The following is a 22926-nucleotide window of genomic DNA, read 5'->3' as shown; positions in this document are numbered from 1 at the left end:
TTCTAATGAAAAAAATAAAATTATTAGGAGAAGTACATGAAGAGAATAATTTCGTTTATAATGGCGTTGACAATTTTTTTAACAACCATAACAGTAACGGTGAGTAAGGGAAATGAATTTATAATTTCAGATGAGCTTTTAAATAAGATTGAAAGTAGAGAGGCCATTGACGTACTGATTACTTTTGAAAATGAAAAGGACAATAAAAATAAAGTTGACCTTTCAGGTTCAAAAACGTCTCAGGTAAATCAAAGGAAAGAATTTATTAAAGAGCTTAAAGAAAATGCTGATATTTCACAAAAAGAAGCTTTAGAGATAATCGAGAAAAATAGTGAAAAGGTTCAAGAGGTTGAGTCTTTTTACATTACAAACTCCATTAGACTTAAGGCAGACACATCTTTAATAAAGGAAGTTATAAAACTAGATAATATTATTGAAGTTGTTGAAAATGGAGAAGTAGAACTTAAAGACCTTGAAAAAGGAAGTTCTAACTATGCATCAGTCGATAAAACACGCAGTCTTAAAGATACTAGAGTTTTAGAAGTTAGAGATAAATATAAACTTTATGGAACAGATATAGTAATCGGATTTTTAGATAGCGGCGTGGATTTACAAGGATCCACATATAAGAACAGTGAAATATATGAAAACTGGAGAGGCCACACAGAAGGTGCATCCACATCTTGGTATGACGTTTTTGATGAGTCTGAAGAGCCAATTTCTTCAAGCTCTGGCCATGGTACTGCAGTGGTGTCACTGGCGGTTGGTAAAAATATTGGAGTTGCACCAAAGGCAAAGTGGATTGCGGCAAGGGCCTTTAAAGAAAAGACAACAAATAATAGCAATATTTTAAGAGCGGCACAATGGTTCTTAGCGCCCGGTGGAAGAGCGGAACTTGCGCCAAATATAGTAAATAACTCATGGGGTAAAAACACATTGGAAAAATGGTTCGATCCTATGATTGACGCTTGGATAAACGCAGGTATCATTCCTGTTTTTGCATCGGGAAATAAGGAGCAAAACAATAAGCTTGGTACAATAGACTATCCAGCATCAAACCTAAAGACGATTGCAGTAGGTGCCGTTGATAAAAATAATGATTTAGCATATTTTTCAAAACTTGGGCCATCACCACTGGATGACTCAAAGTCAGTTATAAAGCCAGAATTGGTTGCTCCAGGAGTTGATGTATATGCAGCTGACTCAGAAAACACCTATTCATTATGGAAGGGTACTTCCCTTGCGACTCCAACAGTTACAGGTGTAATGGCACTTATGCTAGAAGCTAACAAAAATCTAGACAATGCTCAAATGAAGAGTATTTTAACCTTAACTGCAAAAAGACTTACAGATAGTCAGTTTCCAACAAGCCCTAACATGGGATATGGATATGGCCTTGTGGATGCAGCGAAGGCTGTAGAGTTATCATTAAAATATAATGATTTTTCTGGTGAACAGAGAATAAGTGGTAAGAATAGATCTGAAACATCATTAAAAATTGCAAACAAATTCTATGACAATTCAGACTATGTTTATGTAACAAATCAAAACTCATTTGCAGATGGACTTAGCATGGGTTCACTTACAAATCTTCAAAATGGACCATTATTGTTAATTCCAAACCATAACTTAACTGTAGACACAAAGGTTACTTTAAATAAACTTCAACCGAAGAAGATAATTATCATTGGTGGGGAATCTACAATTGGAAAATCTCTTGAAAGTGAGCTTAAGTCCTATGCAGAAGTGGAGAGAGTTTCAGGTAAAAATAGAATTGAAACATCTTTGGAAATCGCAAGAAAAACAGACATTGAAAACACAAAGGAAGTATTTTTAGTAAATGGCTATATTGAAGCGGACTCCATAAATATAGTTTCAGTATCATCTAGAGATGGTGTACCTGTAATCTTTACGGCAAAGGACAAAATGAGCGCTTCAGCAAAGAATATGTTGAAGTCATATGGTGTTAACAAGGTTACTATTGTTGGAGGAAACTCCGCAGTATCTACCTCAGTTGAAAATGAATTAAAGTCAATTGGTATAAAAGAAGTAAAGAGACTAAGTGGCAAGGACAGATTCCTAACAGGAACAAAGGTAAATGAAAATTATTATGAAGAATATAATCCAATATTCTTTGCAAATGGCTACAATGTTGCCGATGCACTTTCCATAGGACCGGTTCTTGGTCGTCTTAATGCACCACTACAAATTATTCCTCAAGATTATTTACCAGAGGGAATAAAGTCATATTACAGAGGAAAGACTATTTCAGATTTTTATATACTTGGTGGAACAAATTCCATTACAGTACAAAACTCATATAATATTTTTGAGATGATAACAAAATAGGAGTAAAAATGGCAAAAGAGATTTTAGGAAATGAACAATTTCACATAAAACTTAAAAAAGGGGACGTGGGAAGATATGTACTTCTTCCCGGAGACCCTAAGAGAGCAAAGTTAATATCACAGTACTTCGATAATCCTGTGGAAGTTTCAAACAACAGAGAATATGCAATCTACAATGGATATTTAGATGGAGAGCTTGTTACAGTTTGCTCAACTGGAATAGGTGGACCTTCTACAGCAATTGCAGTTGAAGAGCTTGCAAACATTGGAGCCCATACTTTTATAAGGGTTGGAACCTGTGGAGGAATGGATTTGGACGTAGAAGCAGGAGACTTGGTTATAGCTACGGGAGCAATTAGAATGGACGGTACTTCAAGGGAGTATGCACCAATGGAATTTCCTGCAGTTTCAAACTTTGAAGTATGTAGCTCAATAATTGAAGGGGCAAAAAAATTAAAATTAAAACACCATGTTGGAGTTGTTCAAAGCAAAGACTCTTTTTATGGACAACATAGTCCTGAAACAAAGCCAGTTTATTACGAACTTCAAAATAAGTGGAATGCATGGCTAAGACTGGGATGCTTAGCATCTGAAATGGAGTCATCAACACTATTCACAGTGGCTTCATATAGAAAAGTTAAGGCAGGCGCGTTATTTCTATGTATAAATAATCAAGAAAGACAAAAGCAAGGCCTATCAAATGAACTTTTTGAAGATGTGGACCTGGTTATAAAAGCGGGCATAGAAGCTTTGAAGATTCAAATAAAAAAAGATAAGTGTGATTAAGTCACACTTTTTTTGTATAATAATATAGAAGGATGTTAATGCAAATTAAATTTGTAAGAAATTTGTAATATTTACAAATGTAAATTTGTGTTACTATAAATAGAGGTGAAATATGAAAAAGGGTTTTAAATATGTCTTCATGACGCTATTGGTTGTTGCACTGATGTTAGGTTCATTTTTATTGGGGAATAAAATGGCAATAACAACAGGCGACAAAGTTATTTTAAATAAAAGTGATTTTAATATATACTCTAAGACCAATCAAATGAAGGCAGTAATAGACAAGTACTTTCTCTTTGACGTAGACGAGAGAAAACTTGAAGACGGAGTTTACAAAGGGCTTTTCAAAGGTCTTAATGATCCATATTCCGAGTACTTAACCAAAGAGGAGTTTGATTCTTTTAAACAATCAACCTCTGGAGAGTACAAGGGAATAGGAATCTTTATAACTGTAACGGAAGATAACTTAATACAAGTTGTGTCTCCAATTAAGGACTCGCCGGCTTTTAAAGCGGGAATAAAACCAGACGATATAATCTATTCTGTAAATGGAAAGGTGTATCCAGGAGACAAACTAAACGAAGCCACTGCCATTATGAAGGGCAAGGACGGAGATGAAGTTAAGCTGGTTATTAAGAGAAAGAACTCTACTGGCGCGTACGACAGCATTGATATGGATTTAAAAGTAGAAAAGATTAAACTATTGACAGTTGAGTCTAAAGTTATTGATGATTTGGGATATCTACACATATCACAGTTTGGTGAGCACACTTATAAAGAGTTCACAGAAAATTATGAAGAGCTTAAGTCACAAAATGTTAAGGGAATTATTATTGACCTTAGAAATAATCCTGGAGGATTAAAGGACAGCTGTGTTAAGATTGCAGACTATTTACTTCCAGAGGGACCAATAGTAAAGACCGTTGACAAGAATAAAAAAGAAGAAGTTGATATGTCAGATGCTAAAGAAGAAAACATTCCAATGGTAGTCCTTATAAATGGAGGTTCAGCTTCAGCATCGGAAATTTTGTCAGGGGCAATAAAGGATTATAAGAAGGCAACCATAGTTGGAGAAAATAGTTATGGTAAGGGAATTGTTCAAACAATTGCTCCAGCAAAGAGCTTTGGAATTGATGACAATGGTGCAATAAAATTAACGGTACAAGAGTACTTTACACCTAAGGATAATAAAATTCATGAAATTGGTGTTAAGCCAGACATTGAAGTAAAGCTTCCTGACGATATAATAAACTTCGGCCCAGATTTCATAGACACAGATACACAATTACAAAAAGCTATAGAAATATTGAAGTAACTAGGAGATGATTAGTTGAATAAGGTAAAGGGAACGATAATTGCATTATCTTTAGTGCTACTAGCCCTAATCGTAGGAATTTTTATGAAGGAGCAGAAGTCTTTTTCAGAAAAGGATGCTGAAATAAAAAAGATTGCAATTGAAGAGAAGAAAGCGAAGAAAGAAAAAGAAACTGAAAAAGAAACAGAAAAACCTTCTGAAACTAAACCTACAGAACCAAAATTAAAAGATCCATATGCGGATGCGGTATACGACGCGGGAGAAGTTAGCGACATTATTAGAAAACAAAAGGAATACACTGGTGAAAAAGTGGTTTTCTTAACATTTGATGACGGTCCGGACACATCATCTTCTCCAAGGATTTTAAAAATATTGAACGACAATAAGGTTCCGGGAACATTTTTTGTTCAAGGTAAGTATGTAAACGACAACACAAAGGACATTTTAAAACAAATTCATGATGATGGTCACACCATTGCAGCCCATAGCTATAGCCATGATTATAGCTATTTATATCCAGGTAGAGTTGGCAATACAGAAAATATAATTTCTGAGTTTAATCAAATAGACCAAGTTACAAAAAAATATTTGGGAGATGATTTCAAATATTATACTTGGAGATATCCAGGTGGGCACATGTCATGGCAAAATTTGGAAGGAGCAGACGCTGCTTTAAAAGAAAGAGGCGTTGAGTGGATTGACTGGAACAATATGACAGGTGATGCAGAGCCTAAGTCAAGAAGACCTTCCACAGCTGAAGGTATGTTCAACATGGTTAAACAACTTACAGAGGGTTCAACAACCAATATGCAAGTAATACTTATGCATGACAATGTTTCAAAGGAACTAACCATACAAGCATTACCACAAATTATAGCCTACTACAAAGACCTAGGTTATAAGTTTGGAAAATTTAAATAATATTAAAGACACCGACGATTGAAAAAATTGTCGGTTTTCTTGTGTTTAAAAAAATTCCACAAGGAAAATTTGTTAAAACTATTTTATATGCATATTTACTCACGACAAATGGCTGAAGGGTAGTTTAAATGTAAATATTATTCATAAGAACTGCATAGGACAAATAACTATATGTAGTGTGTCCTACATCTTGTGGTTGCTATATGTAGTTATTTCCTATAAAATAATAGCAGGTGATTAAAATGAAAGTAAAAAAGAGAGATGGAAATTTAGTTGAATTTAACAAAAACAAAATAATTGTTGCAATTGAAAAGGCAATGAATTCCAGCACAGGAATTTATGAAGAGGGACTGGCAGAAAAGATAGCTTCTGAAATAGAAGACTTTGCAAAAACCACTGGAAGAACTATGTCTATTTTTGATATAGAAGACCAAGTTTATTATAAACTTATTCAAAACAACAACCCTGCTACAGCAAGATCATATGAAAACTACAAAGCGGTACAGACATATAAGAGAGAAAAGAACACTACCGACGATAGTATAATAGGACTGCTTGAAACTGAAAATGATGAGTTGATGAAGGAAAATTCAAATAAGAATGCATACATCGCTTCAACTCAAAGGGATTTAATTGCAGGTGAAGTTTCTAAGGACATAGCTAGAAGAAAGATTATTCCAGTAGAACTTATTCAAGCCCACGACGAAGGTGCAATACATATTCACGACATGGACTACATTGTACAGCCTATGTTTAACTGTTGCTTAGTCAACATGAAGGATATGTTGGATAATGGAACTGTAGTTAATGGCAAGATGATAGAATCTCCAAAGTCATTCCAAGTTGCATGTAATGTAATGACTCAAATAATTGCACAGATTGCATCAAATCAATATGGCGGTCAAAGTATTGACATCAAGTGCTTAGGAAAGTATTTAAGAAGATCTTATGAAAAAAATCTAAATCTTGCACTTAATGTTATGAAGGACCTTACTCTAGCTGAAAAAATGGCTGAAGAAATGACTCAAAAGGATTTAGAGTCCGGTATTCAAACAATTCAATATCAAATAAATACCCTTATGACAAGTAATGGACAAGCTCCATTTGTTACGCTATTTATGCATATTGAAGAGGGTAGCGAATACGAAGAAGAAGTTGCTAGAATAATTGAGGAAATTTTAAAACAGAGAATAGAGGGAATAAAAAATGAAGTTGGAGTATATGTTACACCGGCATTCCCTAAACTGATATATGTATTGGATGAAAATAATATCCATAAGGACAGCAAGTACTACTACTTAACTGCTCTTTCAATAAGATGTACTGCTAAGAGAATGTACCCTGATTATATCTCAGCTAAGAAGATGAGAGAAAACTATGAAGGCAATGTATTTTCACCAATGGGATGTAGAGCATTCCTTTCACCATGGCAAGATGAACATGGCAGCTATAAATTTGATGGAAGATTCAACATGGGTGTTGTTACAATAAACCTCCCACAAATTGGTATTCTTGCAGAGGGAAATGAAGAAAAGTTCTTCCATATTTTGGAAAAGAGACTGGAACTTTGTAAAAAAGTTTGTATGCTAAGATATGAATTGTTACAAAGAGCAAATTCAGACTCAAGTCCAATTCACTGGCAACATGGTGCCATAGCAAGACTTGGAAAGCACGAATCAATACAAGAATTATTAATAAATGGATATGCCACAGTAACCCTTGGGTACATCGGAGTTTATGAAGCAACTTTACTAACTAAGGGAGTTAGCCATACAGATCCTAAGGGGACAGAGTTTGCCCTAAAGGTTATGAAAAAGTTAAATGAAAAGGTAAGTGAGTGGAAGGCTGAAACTGGACTTGGCTTTGCATTATACGGTACACCTGCAGAGTCACTAACTCACAGATTTAACTCCATCGACAGAAAGAGATTTGGCGTTATTAAAGACGTTACAGACAAGGGATATTATATAAACTCATTCCACGTTGACGTTAGAGAAAATATAGATGTATTTTCAAAGTTTGAATTTGAAGCACAATTCCAAGACCTTTCAAGGGGCGGATGTATTTCATATGCGGAAATTCCAAATATGTCACATAATCTAGAGGCTCTTGAAACAATGGTTTCATACATCTATGATCACATTCAATATGCAGAGTTCAATACAAAGTCAGATTACTGCCAAGTTTGTGGATACGATGGAGAAATAGTTTTAGACGAAGATAATAACTGGACCTGCCCACAATGTCACAACCAAGACACTTCAAAGATGAATGTAACAAGAAGAACCTGTGGTTACCTTGGAGAAAATTTCTGGAACGAAGGAAGAACTAAAGAGATTAAAGAAAGGGTTCTTCACATCTAATGAGATTTGCTCAGATTAGAGATTATGATGTGGCAAATGGCCCAGGCATACGAACTACAATTTTTGTAACGGGATGTACCATAGGCTGCAAAAATTGTTTTAACCCTGAGTACCAAGACTTTGAGTTTGGAAATTTGTGGACAGATGAAGTTACTGAAAAAATTTTAAGAAATCTTTCTAAAGAAGAAGTGGAAGGCCTTACCATATTGGGAGGAGAACCATTTGACAATGCACATGAGCTTTGTGAAAAGGTAGAATATATAAGAGAAAACACTGATAAAAATATTTGGATCTTTTCCGGATACGTCTATGAAAAACTCATTAAAGACAAAGACTCTAAAAAGATTTTAGAAAACTGTGATGTGCTGGTGGATGGTCCATTTGTTGAAGATTTAAAAGATTTGAAATTAAAATTTAGAGGTTCTTCAAACCAAAGGTTAATTGACTTGAAAAAAACTTTAAAAGCAAATGAAGTCATAGAAATAAAAATTTAGAGATGGTTATCCATCTCTTTTTTTAGGAACAAAAGAAACTGTTGGGGGGGTATGAATTAACATACCGCCTCAACAATTAAAAAAATTTTGCAAAATATGTGTAAAGTTGTTTACAAAAATAAAAATTGATGTTATGATTAATGTATCATAATGCTAATACACTAAGGAGGTTAATTATGAAAAGAGATGAAATTTATAAAAAAATGGGATTTTGGAATAACTTTTATTTGGTTATTGCAGTAATATCGGCGCTATTTGGAATTAAGAGTATAATAGACACCTTTATTACAAAGTCCTACTTAAAACAATTGGAACAACTTAAAGACTTAGGAGTTAATCCTGCAGACTTTGAACCAACAACATTTGATAAAATAATACTTGTTTTAACTGTAATTATTGGTATTTATTGTGTGGTTGTGGCTTTTAAAAACAGAAACAGGATTATAGAAAAGGTAAAAGTTGACATCATACCTTATGCCCTTACATTAATTTTGGCAGCTTATAGCTTTGTATCTGGAATTTTCACATCTATAAATAAAACTGGAGCAGCTACTTCAAATATGAGTGAAGAAGTTACTAAGTCAATGGAAAACGTACCAAAAGGCGCATTAGCTGCAGGAATTGGTATAGCAGTTTTTATAGCCCTTATTGCACTTTTAATAAAACTACTTCCTTCAATTAGAATGCTTGTTTTAAATTCTAAATTAAAGAAGTTACCTGAAGAAGAGGAAGTATATGAGTAAGAAAAATAAAATAATTATTTCAGTAGTGGCTGTAGTTTTACTTACAGCTGCTCTTTTAAATCTTTTTTTACCTAAAAAGAAGACGAAAAAGGAGTATGATCTATACACTGTGAGCAAAAAAGCTCCAATTACATTTACTGGAAATTCAGTTCCCATTGAAACAGAAAATATTTTTTATGATCCTTCAAAGGGAAAGATTATAGAGTACTATGTTAAGGATAAGGACGATGTGGAAGCGGGAGCAAATCTATTTAAATATGAAACTCCTGGAGTTAAAGAACAAATCGACGAGCTTCAAAGGCAATATGACTCTATGAAAAACTCATTGGGTTTTGCAAATAGTGACCTTTCAAAAGCAAACTCCGACTATGCAGAGGCAAAGAAAAATCTTTCAAATCTTCAAGACAAGCTTAACACTTTAAACAAGTCTTTAAATCCTGATAATCCAGAAGAGTATGCTAAAGCGCAAATGGACATTGAACAGACAAAGGCTTCAATAGAAGGTGCGAAACAAGAAGTAAAGGCCTATGAAGCACAAATTTCACCTTCAAAAAGAGCTGTGTCAGAGGCGAAGGCACAAATGGACGGAGTTAGTGAACAGATTGCAAATTTAAAAAATAAACAGTATGAAGTTGAAAAGTCAAAGGTAAAGGGAACTGTTTACTTAGACAAGAGCAAGGCGGAACAAAGTCAAGGTATGACGGATCCACTTATTAAAATAGTTTCAAAAGAGACTAAAATAGTTTCTACTGTTTCAGAGTTTGACTACGACAAACTTCACTTAGACGACGTTGTCGACTTAAAGGTTATATCCACCGGCGAAACTCAAAAGGGAAGGGTGTCCTATATATCAAATATGCCAAAGGAAGACGGTGCCATACCAGGAACTGGATCGGGAAATAGTATGTCAGAGTTTGAATTTAATGTAATTCCAGATGGCTTTATACAATATGGGTTTTCAGTAAATGTTGAAATCACAGAAGATGGACTATATCTACCAGAGTCTTCAGTGGAAGAGGAAGATGGAAAGACATATGTGTACATGTATGAAGATGGAAAGGCTAAAAAAGTTGAAGTTACACTTATGAAAGATGAGGGCGCATACAAGGTACTTAAGGGTTTAAAACTTGGAGATAGTATTATTGAAGATATTACTGGCGTTTCAGATGGTGAAGAGATTGATGTAAAGATAAGCGACAGTGAAGATACAAAGGATGAAAAAGAAAATAAAACTGAAAATAATACTGATTCCAAAAGCAAGGATGAAAAATCTGGCAATGTAAATGTGGAAGTAAAGGATAGGACAGATTCAACTGAAAAAGATACAGACAGTGAAAATATAGAAAAGGACAATGACCAAAATGATTCAAGTCAAAAAGGTTAATAAAGTTTATACCACTGGGGAAGAAAAACTTCATGTACTGAAGGATGTGAGCTTTAACATTGAAAAAGGTGAATTTGTCGGTATAATGGGTGAGTCTGGTTCTGGAAAGTCCACACTTATGAATATAATTGGTTTCATCGATGGAAAGTTTACAGGAAGCTATATATTTAATGGACAATCTGTGAAAAACTTAGATGATGATGAAATGTCAAGACTTAGAAATAAAGCGGTAGGTTTTGTGTTTCAGAACTTTAATCTAATTGAAAACTACACTGTAAGAGAAAATGTGGAGTTGCCACTACTATATGCAGGCAAGAGGCCAAAGGACATAAGGACTTCCGTTGAAAATGCCCTTCAGTCCGTTGGAATACTGGACAAGATTGACAAGTATCCAAATCAACTTTCTGGAGGACAGAAGCAAAGAGTTGCCATAGCAAGGGCAATTGTTCATAGGCCAGACTTTTTATTGGCTGACGAACCTACGGGAGCCCTGGACTCGGTAACCTCCATTGAAATAATGGATATTTTTAAAAGACTTAACAGCGAAAATAATACAACTGTGGTTATGGTAACCCATGACAGAAGTTTGAAGAGTTACTGCTCCAAGGTATTATTTATGAAGGATGGAGACTTACAAGAAAGGACAGATGTGTAATGAAATTTTCTGTACTATTTTATGATGCATTAAATGCCTTGAAGAGGAACAAGAAGAGATCCATCCTTACAATGCTTGGGATAATCATAGGAATAGGAGCTGTAATTACAATAATTTCCATAGGTAATGGCTTTCAAAACTATGTTATGGAAAACTTGACTGAAGAGGGAGACGAAAGTGTATCCATTGCCATCTCCTTTGTGCCTAATAAACAGAGCATGTATGAAGATCCAAATATTGTATTTTTTAATTCAGAGGATATATCTACAATAAAAAGTATTCCCGGGGTTAAGGATGTGAAGTTTGGAAACGAAGACAACGAGTCTGCAAGTCAGAATTTGGAAGTGGAAACACGAAATGGAAAAGCTTCTTCCATGGTTGAAACAGTAAAGAACACTGATAAGGAAATGGTGGAAGGTAGAAACCTAAACTCACTGGACAACGACATGAAACAGAGAGTTGCCATATTAAGCGAAGACAAGGCGGATGAAATTCTAAAAAACTATAACGAAAAACTTGGCTCTTCAATAAATATTAATGGAGTCGGTTACAAAGTCGTTGGAATTTATAAAGACGAAGCCTTTAGTATGGGAATAGGTGGAGGAGGTTTTTCGGATATATCCATTCCAAAACAAACCTACGAGAGCCTTAGACCTGAAGAGAGAAACTCCCCAGGAATTCAAGTGTTTTTAGAATCGGGAGTTAGTGTGAAGGACACTGCTAAAGAAGTTGTGGACAAATTAAAATCCAGTGGTTCAATGAAGGACCTAGGAACTTATAACTACTTTGATATCTCTGAGATGCTGGAGGGTATATCAAAGGTTTTAAATCAAATAACCATATTCATTGCACTAATTGGAGGCATATCTCTATTTATTGCGGGAATAGGAATGATGAACATGATGTTTATTTCAGTTTCAGAAAGAACGAAAGAGATTGGAATAAGGCGTGCCATAGGAGCAACAAAGGGAAATATTACAATGCAGTTTTTGCTGGAAGGCATAGTTGTTACAGTAATTGGAGGAATCTTCGGATACCTATTTGGTCTACTAATGGCCATGGTTATCTCCGCATTTCTTCCATTTAAAGCAGCGGTTGAAGTTGGCCCAATAGTTGTGGCACTTTTAATATCCCTTGTAATAGGAGTTGTGTTCTCATATGCTCCAGCAAAGTCCGCCGCAAATAAAAATGTTATTGAAATACTATCATAAAAAACCAAGTATTCTTACTTGGTTTTTAATTCGATAATTTTTTCGTTTTTAAAATTAAGTGGTGAGCCAGTGTACACTAAAGCCCGTCCATTAAGATTATTTATAATATACTCAGTGGCAAGTTTCTTATTGTGAAAGTATAGGCCCATTAAAGGCTCATCTAAATAAATAATCTCACTGTCACTTAGAAAACTTCTTATTAGTGAAAGCCGTGTCCTTTGTCCAGTGGACATGGTCTTTACTAAATTGTTTTTTTGTTTTAACAGTCCAAAATATTCCATTGCCTCTTCTATATCAGAACTATTTTTCTTTGTAACGGCCTTTATCTCCTTTATGGCGCTTAGTCTTCCAAAAAAAATTTTTTCTGGGAAGGATATGGAAGCTGATTTGAAAGTATTAGTAATTTCTCCAACAAAGTCATTGTCAAGGCCAGTAAGTATTCGAAGCAAGGTGCTTTTCCCAATGCCCGACTGGCCCGTAATGGATAAAATATCTCCCTTTTCAATCTGTAGTGAAATATCTTTTAAAATAACTTTGTCGTCAAATGACTTTTCCTTTAAATTAAGATTAATCATATTTACACCACTTTCTAAGAAAAACTTTAAAGAATTCTTCAATAATATATGAACTCAAGACAATTATAATTGTAATGGAAAGTAAGTCCACCATTTCAAATGAAATCTTTGATAGGTATAGCATACTCCCAAGCCCCTTTGACCCACCGGCAATAACTTCTGCAGTAACCGCCGCCTTTAGTGCAATTCCAACACATAAAACCACAGAAAAGAGTATTTTATTTATAATAACAGGTAGCTCAATATATCTAAACTTCACCCAGGGAGAGAGTTTAAAGACTTTCGCAAGTTCAAACTTTTCCCTAACTATACTGTCCAGTCCATTTAAAATATTTGCATAGACTATTGGCGTAATTATAAGTATGACAACTATGGATGATAGGTTTTCGCTATTTGTAAAAAATAAAATAATCAAAACCAAGGACACCACGGGAGTTGACTTTAGTATAGACATCAGTGGAGAGAAAAAATCCCTCATCTTAAATGAATAAGATATCATTGAGAATAGTACACCTAATAGAACAGAGATTAAAATTGCCGCAAAGACTCTGTATAGAGAAGACAATAGGGGAGAAAGTATCTCCCCGGTTTTAAAAAGTTCAAAGGTTCTCACAAGTACCTGCCAAATAGATGGAAGTATTATTGGATTATTTACTACATAGTAAGCTATAGTCCAAATGAGTATTAAAAAAATATATCCTAGAAACTTTTTTAAATTAATCATCTTTTACTCCATATCAGGAACTTTTCCGCCGATTAGTTCAGGATTAAGCTCCAAAACATATTCTAAAAACGCTTTTAAATCTTCTTTATAATTATTAACATCACCTAAGAACTCAATTGAAGGAATAGATTTTATTGCAATAGGTGCCTTTATAATATCAAGTTCTTCAATAGCTTTTCCGTAGTTTACGTTAGTGCTTGAAAGAGGACTATTAACAAAATCTACAATTTTGTTTTGATAGTCTGTGACAAAGGCGTCTATATCATCTTTCTTACTTTCATACACATCGGACTTTGCAACAATAACAGATGTAATTATATTTGGAAGTTCTTTTTCCTTCCAAATTTCCTTTAAATCAATTACCTTTAAAAGATTTTCATTTTTACTAAGCACTGCTGTGGCAAATGGTTCAGGTAAAAGCGCAAAAGAGTTTTCGTCCTTAATAAGCATTGGCACTGCCTCTGTAGGATCTTTTACGAAATTTAAGTTCACTTCATCTTCCATATTGAAAGATTTTAAAAGCGTTCTTAAAATAACTTCTGGCATTGCACCTTGTCCAGTAAGGGCAATTGTCTTTCCCTTTAATTCTTCCACAGAGTTTATTTCATGTTGTCCAACTAAGCTAAGGGCCATTCCAACATTAGGCGCTAACAGCTTTAAATTGCCCGATTTATTTTGGAGCTTGGCATATAGGTTTGATGGAATTAAAAACACATCAGCCTCGTCCTTTTGTATGGCTGCCATTTGCTCTTCTATGCTTCCCTTAATTGAAATGTTGTAGCCTTCTTCCTTTAGTGGAGCCAAAGACATTCCAGTTGGTCCCTTCATGGAAGAAATCGTTAGTTCACTTGAAACTTCTTCTACAGTAGCGTTAGTTTCAGCGACAGAATTTGTTTCTGTTTCATTAATTGGCGCTTTACTTGCACATGAAGTAAGTATCAGTGTAAGTAAAAGCAAAATACTAAATAATTTATTTTTCATTTGATTCTCCTTTTTAAAAAATTACTACATCATTATCATAGCACAAAAAAAGTTTTTTACACTATTTTTAATTATAGATAAAACATATGTATTTAAAATCTTGAAAATATTTTCCTAAGCATGATTTTTATCTCCGAATATGTTAAAATATTATGGAATATAAAAATAGGGGGAAAATATGGCTTTTTGTTTAGAAAAGGATAGGGACAAGTTTGATAACTTTGTTCAATTCATTGAGGACCATAAGGACGAGCCGGGCGCTGTAATGCCAGTACTTCAAGAAGCACAAAAAGTATTTGGATACATTCCAGAACCGATTGTTGACCTTATGGCTTTGAAGTTAAAAAAACATTCAAGCGAAATCTATGGGGTAGCTACATTTTATTCACAGTTTACCTTTGAACCTAGAGGTAAACATGAAATATGTGTATGCTTAGGTACAGCTTGCTATGTTAAGGGAGCTGACAGATTACTTAATGACTTCTGTGAAGCTCTTGAAATAGAACCGGGACAAACAACGGAAGATGGCGAGTTTTCTGTAATTGAAACAAGATGTGTTGGAGAGTGTGGTATAGCACCGGTTGTAACTGTTGATGGAGAAAACATTGGATATGTTAAGCCTGATATGATTCACAAGATCATATATGATGCAAAAGGAGGCGACAGTGAATAAGGAGCAACTTTTAAGTATAAAAGAAAAAACTTACCCAGTTCTATTAAAAAGACTTGAACAAGAGGAATTTGTTATAGATGGAGAAAACATTTGCCCTAAAGGTAAGTTTTATGAGAGTCAAACAAGGGTTGTTTTAAGAAACTGTGACGTAATAAACCCAGACTCAGTTGAAGAATATATTGCGAGAGATGGTTACTTTGCACTTGAAAAATCTCTACATAGTATTTCTCCACAAGAAGTTGTTGACATAATAAAAGACTCTGGCCTAAGAGGAAGAGGTGGAGCAGGTTTCCCAACAGGAATCAAGTGGGAGTCAGCTTTAGTTCAAGATGCAGATCAAAAGTATGTTATCTGTAATGCAGACGAGGGAGACCCAGGTGCATTTATGGACAGATCTGTACTAGAAAAAGATCCTCATTCAGTTCTTGAAGGCATGGCAATATGTGGTAAGGCCATTGGAGCATCAAAGGGCTATATATATGTTAGAGCCGAGTATCCAAAGGCAGTAAAGAGTCTTATGAAAGCAATAGAAGAAGCTGAAAAGCTAAACCTTTTAGGGGACAACATAATGGGAACAGACTTCTCATTTAGCATTAGCCTAAGACTTGGTGCGGGAGCCTTTGTATGTGGTGAAGGAACTGCGCTTATGGAGTCCATAGAAGGTAAGAGAGGTATGCCTAGAAACAAGGAATTTAGAACTACCACTAAAGGACTTTGGGGGAAACCTACTGTAATAAATAATGTTGAGACATTTGCAAATATAGCTCAAATTTTAAATAGAGGTAGCGATTGGTTTAAGTCAATTGGTACAGAAAAGTCTACTGGGACAAAGGTATTTGCCCTTGTAGGTAAGATAAATCACTCTGGCCTTGTGGAAGTTCCAATGGGAACAACCATAAGAGAAATAGTTTATGACATAGGAGAGGGCATCCAAAATGATAAGAAGGCAAAGGCGGTTCAAACTGGTGGACCTTCTGGTGGTTGTATACCAACAAGTCTTTTTGACACTGGCTGCGACTTCGAATCATTAAAGGCCATTGGCTCTATAATGGGTTCAGGCGGAATGGTTGTTATGGACGAAGATGACTGTATGGTTGACGTGTCCAGATTCTTCTTGGAGTTCTCCGTAGACGAGTCATGTGGAAAGTGTACACCATGTAGAATTGGAAACAAGAGACTACTTGAAATGCTTGATGACATAACTCAAGGTAGAGCAACTGAAGAAACTATTGCAAAACTTGAAGAACTTTCAGAAATAGTTGCATCTACAAGTCTTTGTGGCCTTGGTCAATCAAGTCCAAACCCAATACTTTCAACTCTAAAGTACTTCCCAGAAGAGTACTATGCACATGTAGGCGAAAATAAAACATGTCCTGCAAAGAAATGTAAGGGCGTATTAAATTACGTTATTACTGAAAAGTGTATTGGCTGTACTAAATGTGCAAGAAACTGTCCTGTGGATTGTATTTCAGGAGAAGTTAGAAAGCAACATGTTATTGACCAAGATAAATGTATAAAATGTGGTCAATGTATGGATGCATGTCCAGTTGGAACTATTATTTTAGCTTAGGAGGAAAAATGGTAAATATTAAAATAAATGGAGTAGAAATGGCGGTTGAAAAAAACACTACCATATTAGAAGCTGCAAACACCATTGGTATTAAAATACCTACGCTTTGCCATTTGAATCTTCATGATATAAAATTTGTAAATAAACTTGCCAGCTGTAGAGTTTGTATGGTTGAAGATTTACGAAACGGTAAACTTCTTCCAGCATGTGCAACTCCAGTTAAAGAAGGCATGGATATAAATACTGACAGCGTTAAAGCTGTTAAGGCTAGAAGGGCCATTGTAGAGCTTCTACTTTCAGATCACCCTAATAGCTGCTTAACATGTCCAAAGAACTTAAATTGTCAACTACAAACATTAGCTAGGGATTTAAATGTAAGGGAAATTCCATATGAAGGAGAGAAGAGAGACCTTCCAATAGATGACCGTTCTCTATCACTAGTTAGAGATGCAAATAAATGTATTCTTTGTAGAAGATGTGAAACCATGTGTAACGAAGTTCAAACAGTTGGGGCGTTGGCAGAAGTAGGTAGAGGATTTAATACCTATGTAGGAAGTACTTTCGACAGATCCATGTTTGAAACAACATGTACATTCTGTGGACAATGTCTATCAGTATGTCCAACAGGAGCATTAACAGAAGTATCAAACGTGGACAAGGTGTGGGAACTACTTCGTTCAGATAAGATTGTAGTTGTTCAAACGGCACCTGCAGTTAGAGTTGCTCTTGGAGAAGAATTCGGTTTAGAACCAGGCACTGTAGTTACAGGCAAAATGGTAAATGCCCTTAGAAGACTTGGTTTTAAAAAGGTATTTGACACAAACTTTGCTGCAGACCTTACAATAATGGAAGAGTCAAATGAATTTGTGGAAAGATTAAAGGGAAATGGAACCCTTCCTATACTAACATCATGCTGTCCAGGTTGGGTAAACTTCATGGAGCAACAATTTAGTGACTTAATCGACATTCCAAGTAGCTGTAAGAGTCCACACGAAATGTTTGGAGCGGTTGCAAAGTCTTATCTATGTAAAAAGATGGACATAGACCCTAAAGACCTAGTTGTAGTTTCAGTTATGCCATGTATTGCAAAGAAATTTGAAGCAGCAAGACCAGAACTTGAATCAGAAGACGGAAACTCAGACGTTGACGTTGTAATCACAACGAGAGAACTTGCTTCAATGATAAAAGAAGCGGGAATAAATTTCCAAGAGCTTGATGACGAAGACTTTGATGATCCACTGGGAGAGTCAACAGGAGCGGGAGCAATCTTCGGAGCAACAGGTGGAGTTATTGAAGCTACCGTAAGAACTGCATATGAAAAGATTACTGGTGAAGAACTTGGGGAGCTTGAATTCACAGACCTTAGAGGACTAACGGGAATTAAAGAAACTGAAGTTGAAATTGACGGCAAAAAAATCAGAATAGCAGTTGCAAACGGCCTAGGTAATACAAGAAGATTACTTGAAAAAGTACAAAGTGGAGAAGAAGAAATTCACGCAATAGAAGTAATGGCTTGTCCAGGAGGCTGTATAGGTGGAGGTGGACAACCGTATCACCACGGCGACCTATCCGTATTAAAAAGAAGGGCTGAAGGAATTTATTCCATAGACAAGGGCAAAGCAAAGAGAAAATCTCATGAGAACGAAAAAGTACAAAAACTTTATGATGAGTTCTTTGGTGGAGTTGCAAGTCCACTTGCTATTGAATTACTTCACACTTCATATGAGAAAAAACCAAAACTATAAACTATAAAGAGGTAGGCGAAAGTCTATCTCTTTTTTATTTTGAAAAAGAGTTATTAGATGATATAATTTTAATATTATGTAGTAGAAGGTGAAATATGAGAAAATTTTGGGGAAAGTTCATCTTAGTGCTTGCAGATGTGCTGGACTTTTTAATAGGTGGATTAATAAAGATACTTCAAGTAATTGTAGATGTAATTTCGAGACTTGGCAAAAGCGTACTTAGTATAGTGGCGCTACTAGCCTGCTCCGGCTTTGTATTTTTCTTACCGATTTTAATTATATACCTACCGGTTTTTTTAATTGTATTTGTATTTTTTATTGTAATACCACTACTTGGTCGAAAGTTTATTAGCTACTTGGAATTTTTACATTACTCCGCAGTTGAATACTTGAGAAACTACGGAGACTATTTAATTAATAACAGGGAAAACTACAAGAGCTACGAAGAATTTAAAAAAGCCTATAGAGATAAGAAAGAAGAAGAGGAAAGAAAAAGAAGGGAGCAAGAGAGAGCTCAAAACGAATTTTGGGAAGAGGTATTTAGAAACTTCTCAGAAGGTTCTTCAGGATCTGGAACTTATTATAGGACCTATAGAACTGGGCAACAGAGTTCAAATGGATATGGTGGATACTATCAAAACCAAAGTCAAAATTACTCCAATCCACTGGAAGATTTTAAAAAGAAGTATGAAAATAGTTGTGCTATTTTGGAAGTTCCAGTTAATACAAATACCTATGAAGTAAAAACAGCTTATAGAAAAATGGCAAAGAAGTATCATCCAGATATAAATAAGAGTGAATCTGCAACGGAGATGTTTCAAAAGGTAAATGAAGCCTATGAGTTTTTAACTGAAGAAAATATAAAGAGATACAATCAATATACAAATTAATTTGCGATAAGACCTTGCGTGAGCGGGTCTTTTTCTTTTGATAATCTAAATTTACTAAAGCAAATAATTATTAAACATCTTTTACGGATTAAAAATTAATCCTCTAAATTTAGCTGTTCAGAAAAATATATTAGTTTGTGATTATGAATAATAATCTAATATACCACATAAAAATTATTAAGAAAATGTAACAAATAGCAAAAAATATTAAAAAAGAAAACGATTCGAATTTAACATATTCCTTATTAAGGTATATGATTAATTAGGAGGAGGTAAGAGATGAATGAATTTATAGAAAAAATTGTAGAGCTTGATGAAATGACTTCATCTCTAGACGAGGAGTATCGATTAAAGGAACAAGAGCTAAGAGCTAGTTTCAACAAGTCAAAGGCAGATTTTGAAAAGAAACTTGAACAAAAGCTTGATGAAAGGATCCAGGTCTTTGAAGAAGAGGCTAAGAGTGATTTTAAATCTAGGGAGCATGAGATTAAAAATTCACTGGAAAAGAAATTGGACCTTATTATGGAGAGATACCGTTTAGAAAAACCGGGAATAATAGATTATATAACCAAAACGGTTTTGGAAGGTGATTATAAAGATGGCAGGAGCTAAAGATTTTTCTGCTGTTAACACCAAGATATCTGGCATGGGAAAGAATTTGCTAAAGAGTTCTGACTATGATTATATATTGAATTTATCACAAAGAGAAATATTAAACTTTCTAATGGAGAAAGAATTTATTAAAGCCACCGATTTTCAAGAATTAGATTATCTATCTGTGCATATTAAGAGAATTCTAATTGAAAAGATGGAGGCTTTAAGTAATTTTATGGCTAATGACTATAAAGTACTTATGGATTTAATGATAGATAGATATAAAATTGATGATGTTAAAAAAGCCGTAAGGAATATATATAACAGCAATGAAAACTTAGCCAAAGAAAACTTTATTATAGAAGAAGGCTTTTATAACTCTGTTAATTCAAGGATTTCTATTTCTGACTTTATAAAATCTTTAAGTAAAGAAAGATATTACGACTATATAAGAAGTTATAACGAAAAGATAGGCGGAGAAATTCTTTTTTACTTGGAGATGTCTTTGGATAGGTTTCATTATTCAGATCTTTATAAATATTGTGACAAGCTTGATAAAAGGAGCAGAAAAAAAGCAAAGGAACTCTTTGGAACAATTATAGACTTAAAAAATCTCACTTGGATTTATAGGGCAAAGAAGTATTACGATGTTGATGATACTTTAATCTATAACTATAGTATATTTAGAGGTTTAAAGTTTGGAGAAGACGCCCTTTTAGAAATGTCAAAGATGGACCTTGATTCATTTTTGAATTTTGTTAAGGGAACTGAGTATAGTGTGAAGTTCTTTGCAGGAGAAGGCACAGATATTGAAATGAGCCTTACAAATGATAAGTTTTTATATTCAAAGTTCAAAGAATATTTTAAAAGTATGAATTTCGACATTGGCAAGGCACTGGGATATATTTTAATCTATGAGTTTCAAATTAAAGATATCATGGTAATAATGCAGGGGAAAGAATTGAATATGGATAAGGAAGATATAAAAAATTATTTGATTTGTTATGAAGAAAGGAGGTTTTAATGAAATCTCAAAGAATGTACATGATGAATGTTATCGGGCAGTTTGAAGATATGGAAAATATCCTAAATGATATTGTAAATTCAAAAACCACTGAGATAATAGAAGCATCTGAGTTAATAGAAAATAGCCAATTTATGTTTCCAATAAGCAGTGAAAATGTAAATATGGCCATCGACTTTAATTATATAAAAAAATATCATAGCGATTTAAATTTAAATGAAGAAAAAGAAAAGCTTGATAGCATCTGTAATCATTTGAATATTGACTTAAATAAGAAAAAGTATTTAAGAAGTTCAGGTTCGCCTATTTCAGAGTCTGATTTTGAAAAGATTTCCGATGAAATGGAAAATTTAGATAGACTTCAAGAAAGATTAGAAGAAAAAAATAGAGACATGGATATATTCCACATGTTTGGCAATATAAATATCTCCATGGCAAAACTTTTGGATTTAAAAAATTTCAACTTTAAATTTGGAATTCTATCTAAGGAAGATAGGCTTAAGATAAAGAAGAACTATGAAAATATTTTTGCAGCAATTTTTCATATGGGGGCTTTAAAAGAAGGGGAAGTTTATTTTATTATTTACCCTAGTGACATGGAGGTTGATATTGGTAGGGTTTTAAGATCTTTAAACTTTAAGGAAATTAAAATACCTTCAGGTTTTGAAAGAAAGCCTTCAGAGATAATTGAAAGACTAAAGAAAGAAAGTAAAGAGCTTGAAACTGAAATAGAAAAGAGTAAAAATTTCATTGAAGATTATAAAAAGAACAACGAAGATGGCATAGTCCAAATTTTAAAGGACAAGTATAATAAATTAAATCTTGAAAACACAAAGACCTCTTTGGCGGTTTCAGATAGATATTTTTACTTGGCCGGTTGGATTTCAAAACAGGACAGCGAATATCTTTACAACGAATTAACAAGCAAGTACAAGGTTGATGTAACTTTCCACGAAGTTGACGACTATGAAATAAAACCACCGACAAAGTTGAAAAACAACAATGTGTTTAAACCCTTTGAATTACTTGTAAAGATGTATGGTGTGCCTAATTATGAAGAGATTGACCCAACACCTTTCTTTGCAATAACTTATATGCTCTTATTTGGTTCAATGTTTGGCGATGTTGGGCAGGGACTTTTCTTTGCTTTAGCAGGCATACTGGTTGGCAAGTTTGTAAATAGAGACTTTGGAGGACTTGTGACTAGACTTGGAATCAGTTCAACCATATTTGGATTTTTATATGGCTCTGTGTTTGGTCTTGAAACCATTGTAAAGCCAATTTTATTCAATCCATATGAAAATATAAACACAATTCTTATAATGGCAATAGTCCTTGGGGTTATCTTACTTATAATGAGTTACTCCCTTGGAGTCACTAACTTTGTTAGAACTAAAAATTTTGAAGAGCTTTACTTTGGAGAAAAGGGTATTGCAGGATTTTTGTTATATTTATCAATTTTAGGAATTGCCAGTACAAAGCTATTTAGATTAAGTAACATAGTACTTAATGTTTTTATAATAGTTGCAGTTTTATGTATCTTGGCAATGGTGTTTAAAAAGGTACTATATCAAAAGTTTGTATTAAAAGAAGAAACTAATTTACCAAGTGGATATTTTATAGAATCTAGCTTTTCAATTGTTGAAACCATAATTTCAATATTTTCTGGAACAATTTCCTTTATAAGGGTTGGAGCTTTTGCAATAAACCACGTTGGTTTATTCTTAGCTTTTTCAACCATTGGAAATATGATTGGTACAAAGACTGGATCAATCGCAATGATTATCATAGGAAATATTGTAATACTTGGCCTGGAAGGGTTAATTGTATTTATTCAATCACTAAGACTTGAATATTACGAAATGTTTAGTAAATATTACATTGGAGACGGAAGGGAATTTGTTCCCGACAAAAACATATTTTAGGAGGA

20 protein-coding genes are annotated in these 22926 nt (G+C 34.3%); 17 read left to right on the top strand and 3 right to left on the bottom strand.

Annotation, left to right across the window (positions count from 1 at the left end; genetic code table 11):
- The first annotated feature begins 36 nt into the window (after window positions 1-36).
- From L6651_RS02865 to L6651_RS02820, 10 genes are all read left to right on the top strand, one after another.
- Window positions 37-2349 (top strand): S8 family serine peptidase, encoded by a 2313-nt coding sequence (locus L6651_RS02865; RefSeq protein ID WP_237036549.1) that lies wholly within the window; start codon window positions 37-39, stop codon window positions 2347-2349.
- 8 nt (window positions 2350-2357) lie between these two features.
- Entirely contained in the window at window positions 2358-3134 is a 777-nt protein-coding gene (udp, locus tag L6651_RS02860; protein ID WP_237036548.1) for a uridine phosphorylase, read from the top strand.
- A 112-nt stretch (window positions 3135-3246) separates the two neighbouring features.
- Window positions 3247-4449, top strand: a complete 1203-nt coding sequence (locus L6651_RS02855) for a S41 family peptidase (RefSeq protein ID WP_237036547.1) — start codon at window positions 3247-3249, stop codon at window positions 4447-4449.
- 15 nt (window positions 4450-4464) lie between these two features.
- Window positions 4465-5370, top strand: a complete 906-nt coding sequence (locus tag L6651_RS02850) for a polysaccharide deacetylase family protein (RefSeq protein WP_237036546.1) — start codon at window positions 4465-4467, stop codon at window positions 5368-5370.
- 242 nt (window positions 5371-5612) lie between these two features.
- Window positions 5613-7733: an anaerobic ribonucleoside-triphosphate reductase gene (gene nrdD, locus L6651_RS02845; RefSeq protein ID WP_237036545.1), complete on the top strand. Its 2121-nt coding sequence runs from the start codon at window positions 5613-5615 to the stop codon at window positions 7731-7733.
- Window positions 7733-8227 carry an anaerobic ribonucleoside-triphosphate reductase activating protein gene (gene nrdG / locus L6651_RS02840; protein ID WP_237036544.1) on the top strand — a complete coding sequence of 165 codons (495 nt, stop codon included), beginning with the start codon at window positions 7733-7735 and terminating at the stop codon, window positions 8225-8227. Before nrdD ends, nrdG begins: the two co-directional genes overlap by 1 nt.
- Window positions 8228-8403: 176 nt before the next feature.
- A complete protein-coding gene (locus tag L6651_RS02835) occupies window positions 8404-8970 on the top strand; it encodes a hypothetical protein (protein WP_237036543.1) in 567 nt (188 codons plus the stop codon).
- Window positions 8963-10354 (top strand): efflux RND transporter periplasmic adaptor subunit, encoded by a 1392-nt coding sequence (locus L6651_RS02830; protein ID WP_237036542.1) that lies wholly within the window; start codon window positions 8963-8965, stop codon window positions 10352-10354. The genes L6651_RS02835 and L6651_RS02830 overlap by 8 nt, the downstream gene beginning before the upstream one ends.
- Entirely contained in the window at window positions 10332-11009 is a 678-nt protein-coding gene (locus tag L6651_RS02825; protein ID WP_237036541.1) for an ABC transporter ATP-binding protein, read from the top strand. The genes L6651_RS02830 and L6651_RS02825 overlap by 23 nt, the downstream gene beginning before the upstream one ends.
- Window positions 11009-12220 carry an ABC transporter permease gene (locus tag L6651_RS02820; protein WP_237036540.1) on the top strand — a complete coding sequence of 404 codons (1212 nt, stop codon included), beginning with the start codon at window positions 11009-11011 and terminating at the stop codon, window positions 12218-12220. The genes L6651_RS02825 and L6651_RS02820 overlap by 1 nt, the downstream gene beginning before the upstream one ends.
- 14 nt (window positions 12221-12234) lie before the next feature.
- On the opposite strand, the gene L6651_RS02815 is transcribed toward L6651_RS02820, so the two are convergent.
- From L6651_RS02815 to L6651_RS02805, 3 genes are read right to left on the bottom strand one after another with little or no spacing between them, the layout of a single operon-like run.
- The gene (locus L6651_RS02815; protein WP_237036539.1) at window positions 12235-12795 is read right to left on the bottom strand and encodes an ABC transporter ATP-binding protein; all 561 of its coding nucleotides are present in this window, start codon (window positions 12793-12795) and stop codon (window positions 12235-12237) included.
- Window positions 12788-13519, bottom strand: coding sequence for an ABC transporter permease (locus L6651_RS02810; RefSeq protein WP_237036538.1), 732 nt, complete (start codon window positions 13517-13519; stop codon window positions 12788-12790). The genes L6651_RS02815 and L6651_RS02810 overlap by 8 nt, the downstream gene beginning before the upstream one ends.
- Window positions 13520-13522: 3 nt before the next feature.
- The gene (locus tag L6651_RS02805; protein WP_237036537.1) at window positions 13523-14500 is read right to left on the bottom strand and encodes an ABC transporter substrate-binding protein; all 978 of its coding nucleotides are present in this window, start codon (window positions 14498-14500) and stop codon (window positions 13523-13525) included.
- Window positions 14501-14678: 178 nt separating this feature from the next.
- On the opposite strand from L6651_RS02805, the gene L6651_RS02800 reads away from it, so the two are divergent.
- From L6651_RS02800 to L6651_RS02770, 7 genes are all read left to right on the top strand, one after another.
- Window positions 14679-15173, top strand: a complete 495-nt coding sequence (locus tag L6651_RS02800; RefSeq protein ID WP_237036536.1) for an NADH-quinone oxidoreductase subunit NuoE family protein — start codon at window positions 14679-14681, stop codon at window positions 15171-15173.
- Window positions 15166-16743 (top strand): NADH-ubiquinone oxidoreductase-F iron-sulfur binding region domain-containing protein, encoded by a 1578-nt coding sequence (locus tag L6651_RS02795; RefSeq protein WP_237036535.1) that lies wholly within the window; start codon window positions 15166-15168, stop codon window positions 16741-16743. Before L6651_RS02800 ends, L6651_RS02795 begins: the two co-directional genes overlap by 8 nt.
- 8 nt (window positions 16744-16751) lie before the next feature.
- A complete protein-coding gene (locus L6651_RS02790) occupies window positions 16752-18488 on the top strand; it encodes an NADH-dependent [FeFe] hydrogenase, group A6 (protein ID WP_237036534.1) in 1737 nt (578 codons plus the stop codon).
- 95 nt (window positions 18489-18583) lie between these two features.
- Window positions 18584-19378: a J domain-containing protein gene (locus L6651_RS02785; RefSeq protein ID WP_237036533.1), complete on the top strand. Its 795-nt coding sequence runs from the start codon at window positions 18584-18586 to the stop codon at window positions 19376-19378.
- 279 nt (window positions 19379-19657) lie between these two features.
- Window positions 19658-19990 (top strand): hypothetical protein, encoded by a 333-nt coding sequence (locus tag L6651_RS02780; RefSeq protein ID WP_237036532.1) that lies wholly within the window; start codon window positions 19658-19660, stop codon window positions 19988-19990.
- Window positions 19977-20996: a V-type ATPase subunit gene (locus L6651_RS02775; RefSeq protein ID WP_237036531.1), complete on the top strand. Its 1020-nt coding sequence runs from the start codon at window positions 19977-19979 to the stop codon at window positions 20994-20996. Before L6651_RS02780 ends, L6651_RS02775 begins: the two co-directional genes overlap by 14 nt.
- Window positions 20996-22921 carry a V-type ATP synthase subunit I gene (locus L6651_RS02770; protein ID WP_237036530.1) on the top strand — a complete coding sequence of 642 codons (1926 nt, stop codon included), beginning with the start codon at window positions 20996-20998 and terminating at the stop codon, window positions 22919-22921. Before L6651_RS02775 ends, L6651_RS02770 begins: the two co-directional genes overlap by 1 nt.
- The last annotated feature ends 5 nt before the right edge of the window (window positions 22922-22926 follow it).

Source organism: Mediannikoviicoccus vaginalis, from assembly GCF_928097925.1.
In the GTDB taxonomy this organism is placed as follows: domain Bacteria; phylum Bacillota; class Clostridia; order Tissierellales; family Peptoniphilaceae; genus Mediannikoviicoccus; species Mediannikoviicoccus vaginalis.
Note: the sequence above shows the minus strand (reverse complement) of the source record. Positions and strands in the feature narration are given on the sequence as shown.

What these genes read in the sequence shown, in the direction of transcription:
- L6651_RS02775 (WP_237036531.1), top strand. Translation starts at nt 19,977, where the DNA reads ATGGCAGGAGCTAAAGATTTTTCTGCTGTTAACACCAAGATATCTGGC.
- nrdG (WP_237036544.1), top strand. Translation starts at nt 7,733, where the DNA reads ATGAGATTTGCTCAGATTAGAGATTATGATGTGGCAAATGGCCCAGGC.
- udp (WP_237036548.1), top strand. Translation starts at nt 2,358, where the DNA reads ATGGCAAAAGAGATTTTAGGAAATGAACAATTTCACATAAAACTTAAA.
- L6651_RS02830 (WP_237036542.1), top strand. Translation starts at nt 8,963, where the DNA reads ATGAGTAAGAAAAATAAAATAATTATTTCAGTAGTGGCTGTAGTTTTA.
- L6651_RS02800 (WP_237036536.1), top strand. Translation starts at nt 14,679, where the DNA reads ATGGCTTTTTGTTTAGAAAAGGATAGGGACAAGTTTGATAACTTTGTT.
- L6651_RS02785 (WP_237036533.1), top strand. Translation starts at nt 18,584, where the DNA reads ATGAGAAAATTTTGGGGAAAGTTCATCTTAGTGCTTGCAGATGTGCTG.
- L6651_RS02825 (WP_237036541.1), top strand. Translation starts at nt 10,332, where the DNA reads ATGATTCAAGTCAAAAAGGTTAATAAAGTTTATACCACTGGGGAAGAA.
- L6651_RS02805 (WP_237036537.1), bottom strand. Translation starts at nt 14,500, where the DNA reads ATGAAAAATAAATTATTTAGTATTTTGCTTTTACTTACACTGATACTT.
- nrdD (WP_237036545.1), top strand. Translation starts at nt 5,613, where the DNA reads ATGAAAGTAAAAAAGAGAGATGGAAATTTAGTTGAATTTAACAAAAAC.
- L6651_RS02815 (WP_237036539.1), bottom strand. Translation starts at nt 12,795, where the DNA reads ATGATTAATCTTAATTTAAAGGAAAAGTCATTTGACGACAAAGTTATT.
- L6651_RS02855 (WP_237036547.1), top strand. Translation starts at nt 3,247, where the DNA reads ATGAAAAAGGGTTTTAAATATGTCTTCATGACGCTATTGGTTGTTGCA.
- L6651_RS02865 (WP_237036549.1), top strand. Translation starts at nt 37, where the DNA reads ATGAAGAGAATAATTTCGTTTATAATGGCGTTGACAATTTTTTTAACA.
- L6651_RS02780 (WP_237036532.1), top strand. Translation starts at nt 19,658, where the DNA reads ATGAATGAATTTATAGAAAAAATTGTAGAGCTTGATGAAATGACTTCA.
- L6651_RS02835 (WP_237036543.1), top strand. Translation starts at nt 8,404, where the DNA reads ATGAAAAGAGATGAAATTTATAAAAAAATGGGATTTTGGAATAACTTT.
- L6651_RS02770 (WP_237036530.1), top strand. Translation starts at nt 20,996, where the DNA reads ATGAAATCTCAAAGAATGTACATGATGAATGTTATCGGGCAGTTTGAA.
- L6651_RS02820 (WP_237036540.1), top strand. Translation starts at nt 11,009, where the DNA reads ATGAAATTTTCTGTACTATTTTATGATGCATTAAATGCCTTGAAGAGG.
- L6651_RS02790 (WP_237036534.1), top strand. Translation starts at nt 16,752, where the DNA reads ATGGTAAATATTAAAATAAATGGAGTAGAAATGGCGGTTGAAAAAAAC.
- L6651_RS02810 (WP_237036538.1), bottom strand. Translation starts at nt 13,519, where the DNA reads ATGATTAATTTAAAAAAGTTTCTAGGATATATTTTTTTAATACTCATT.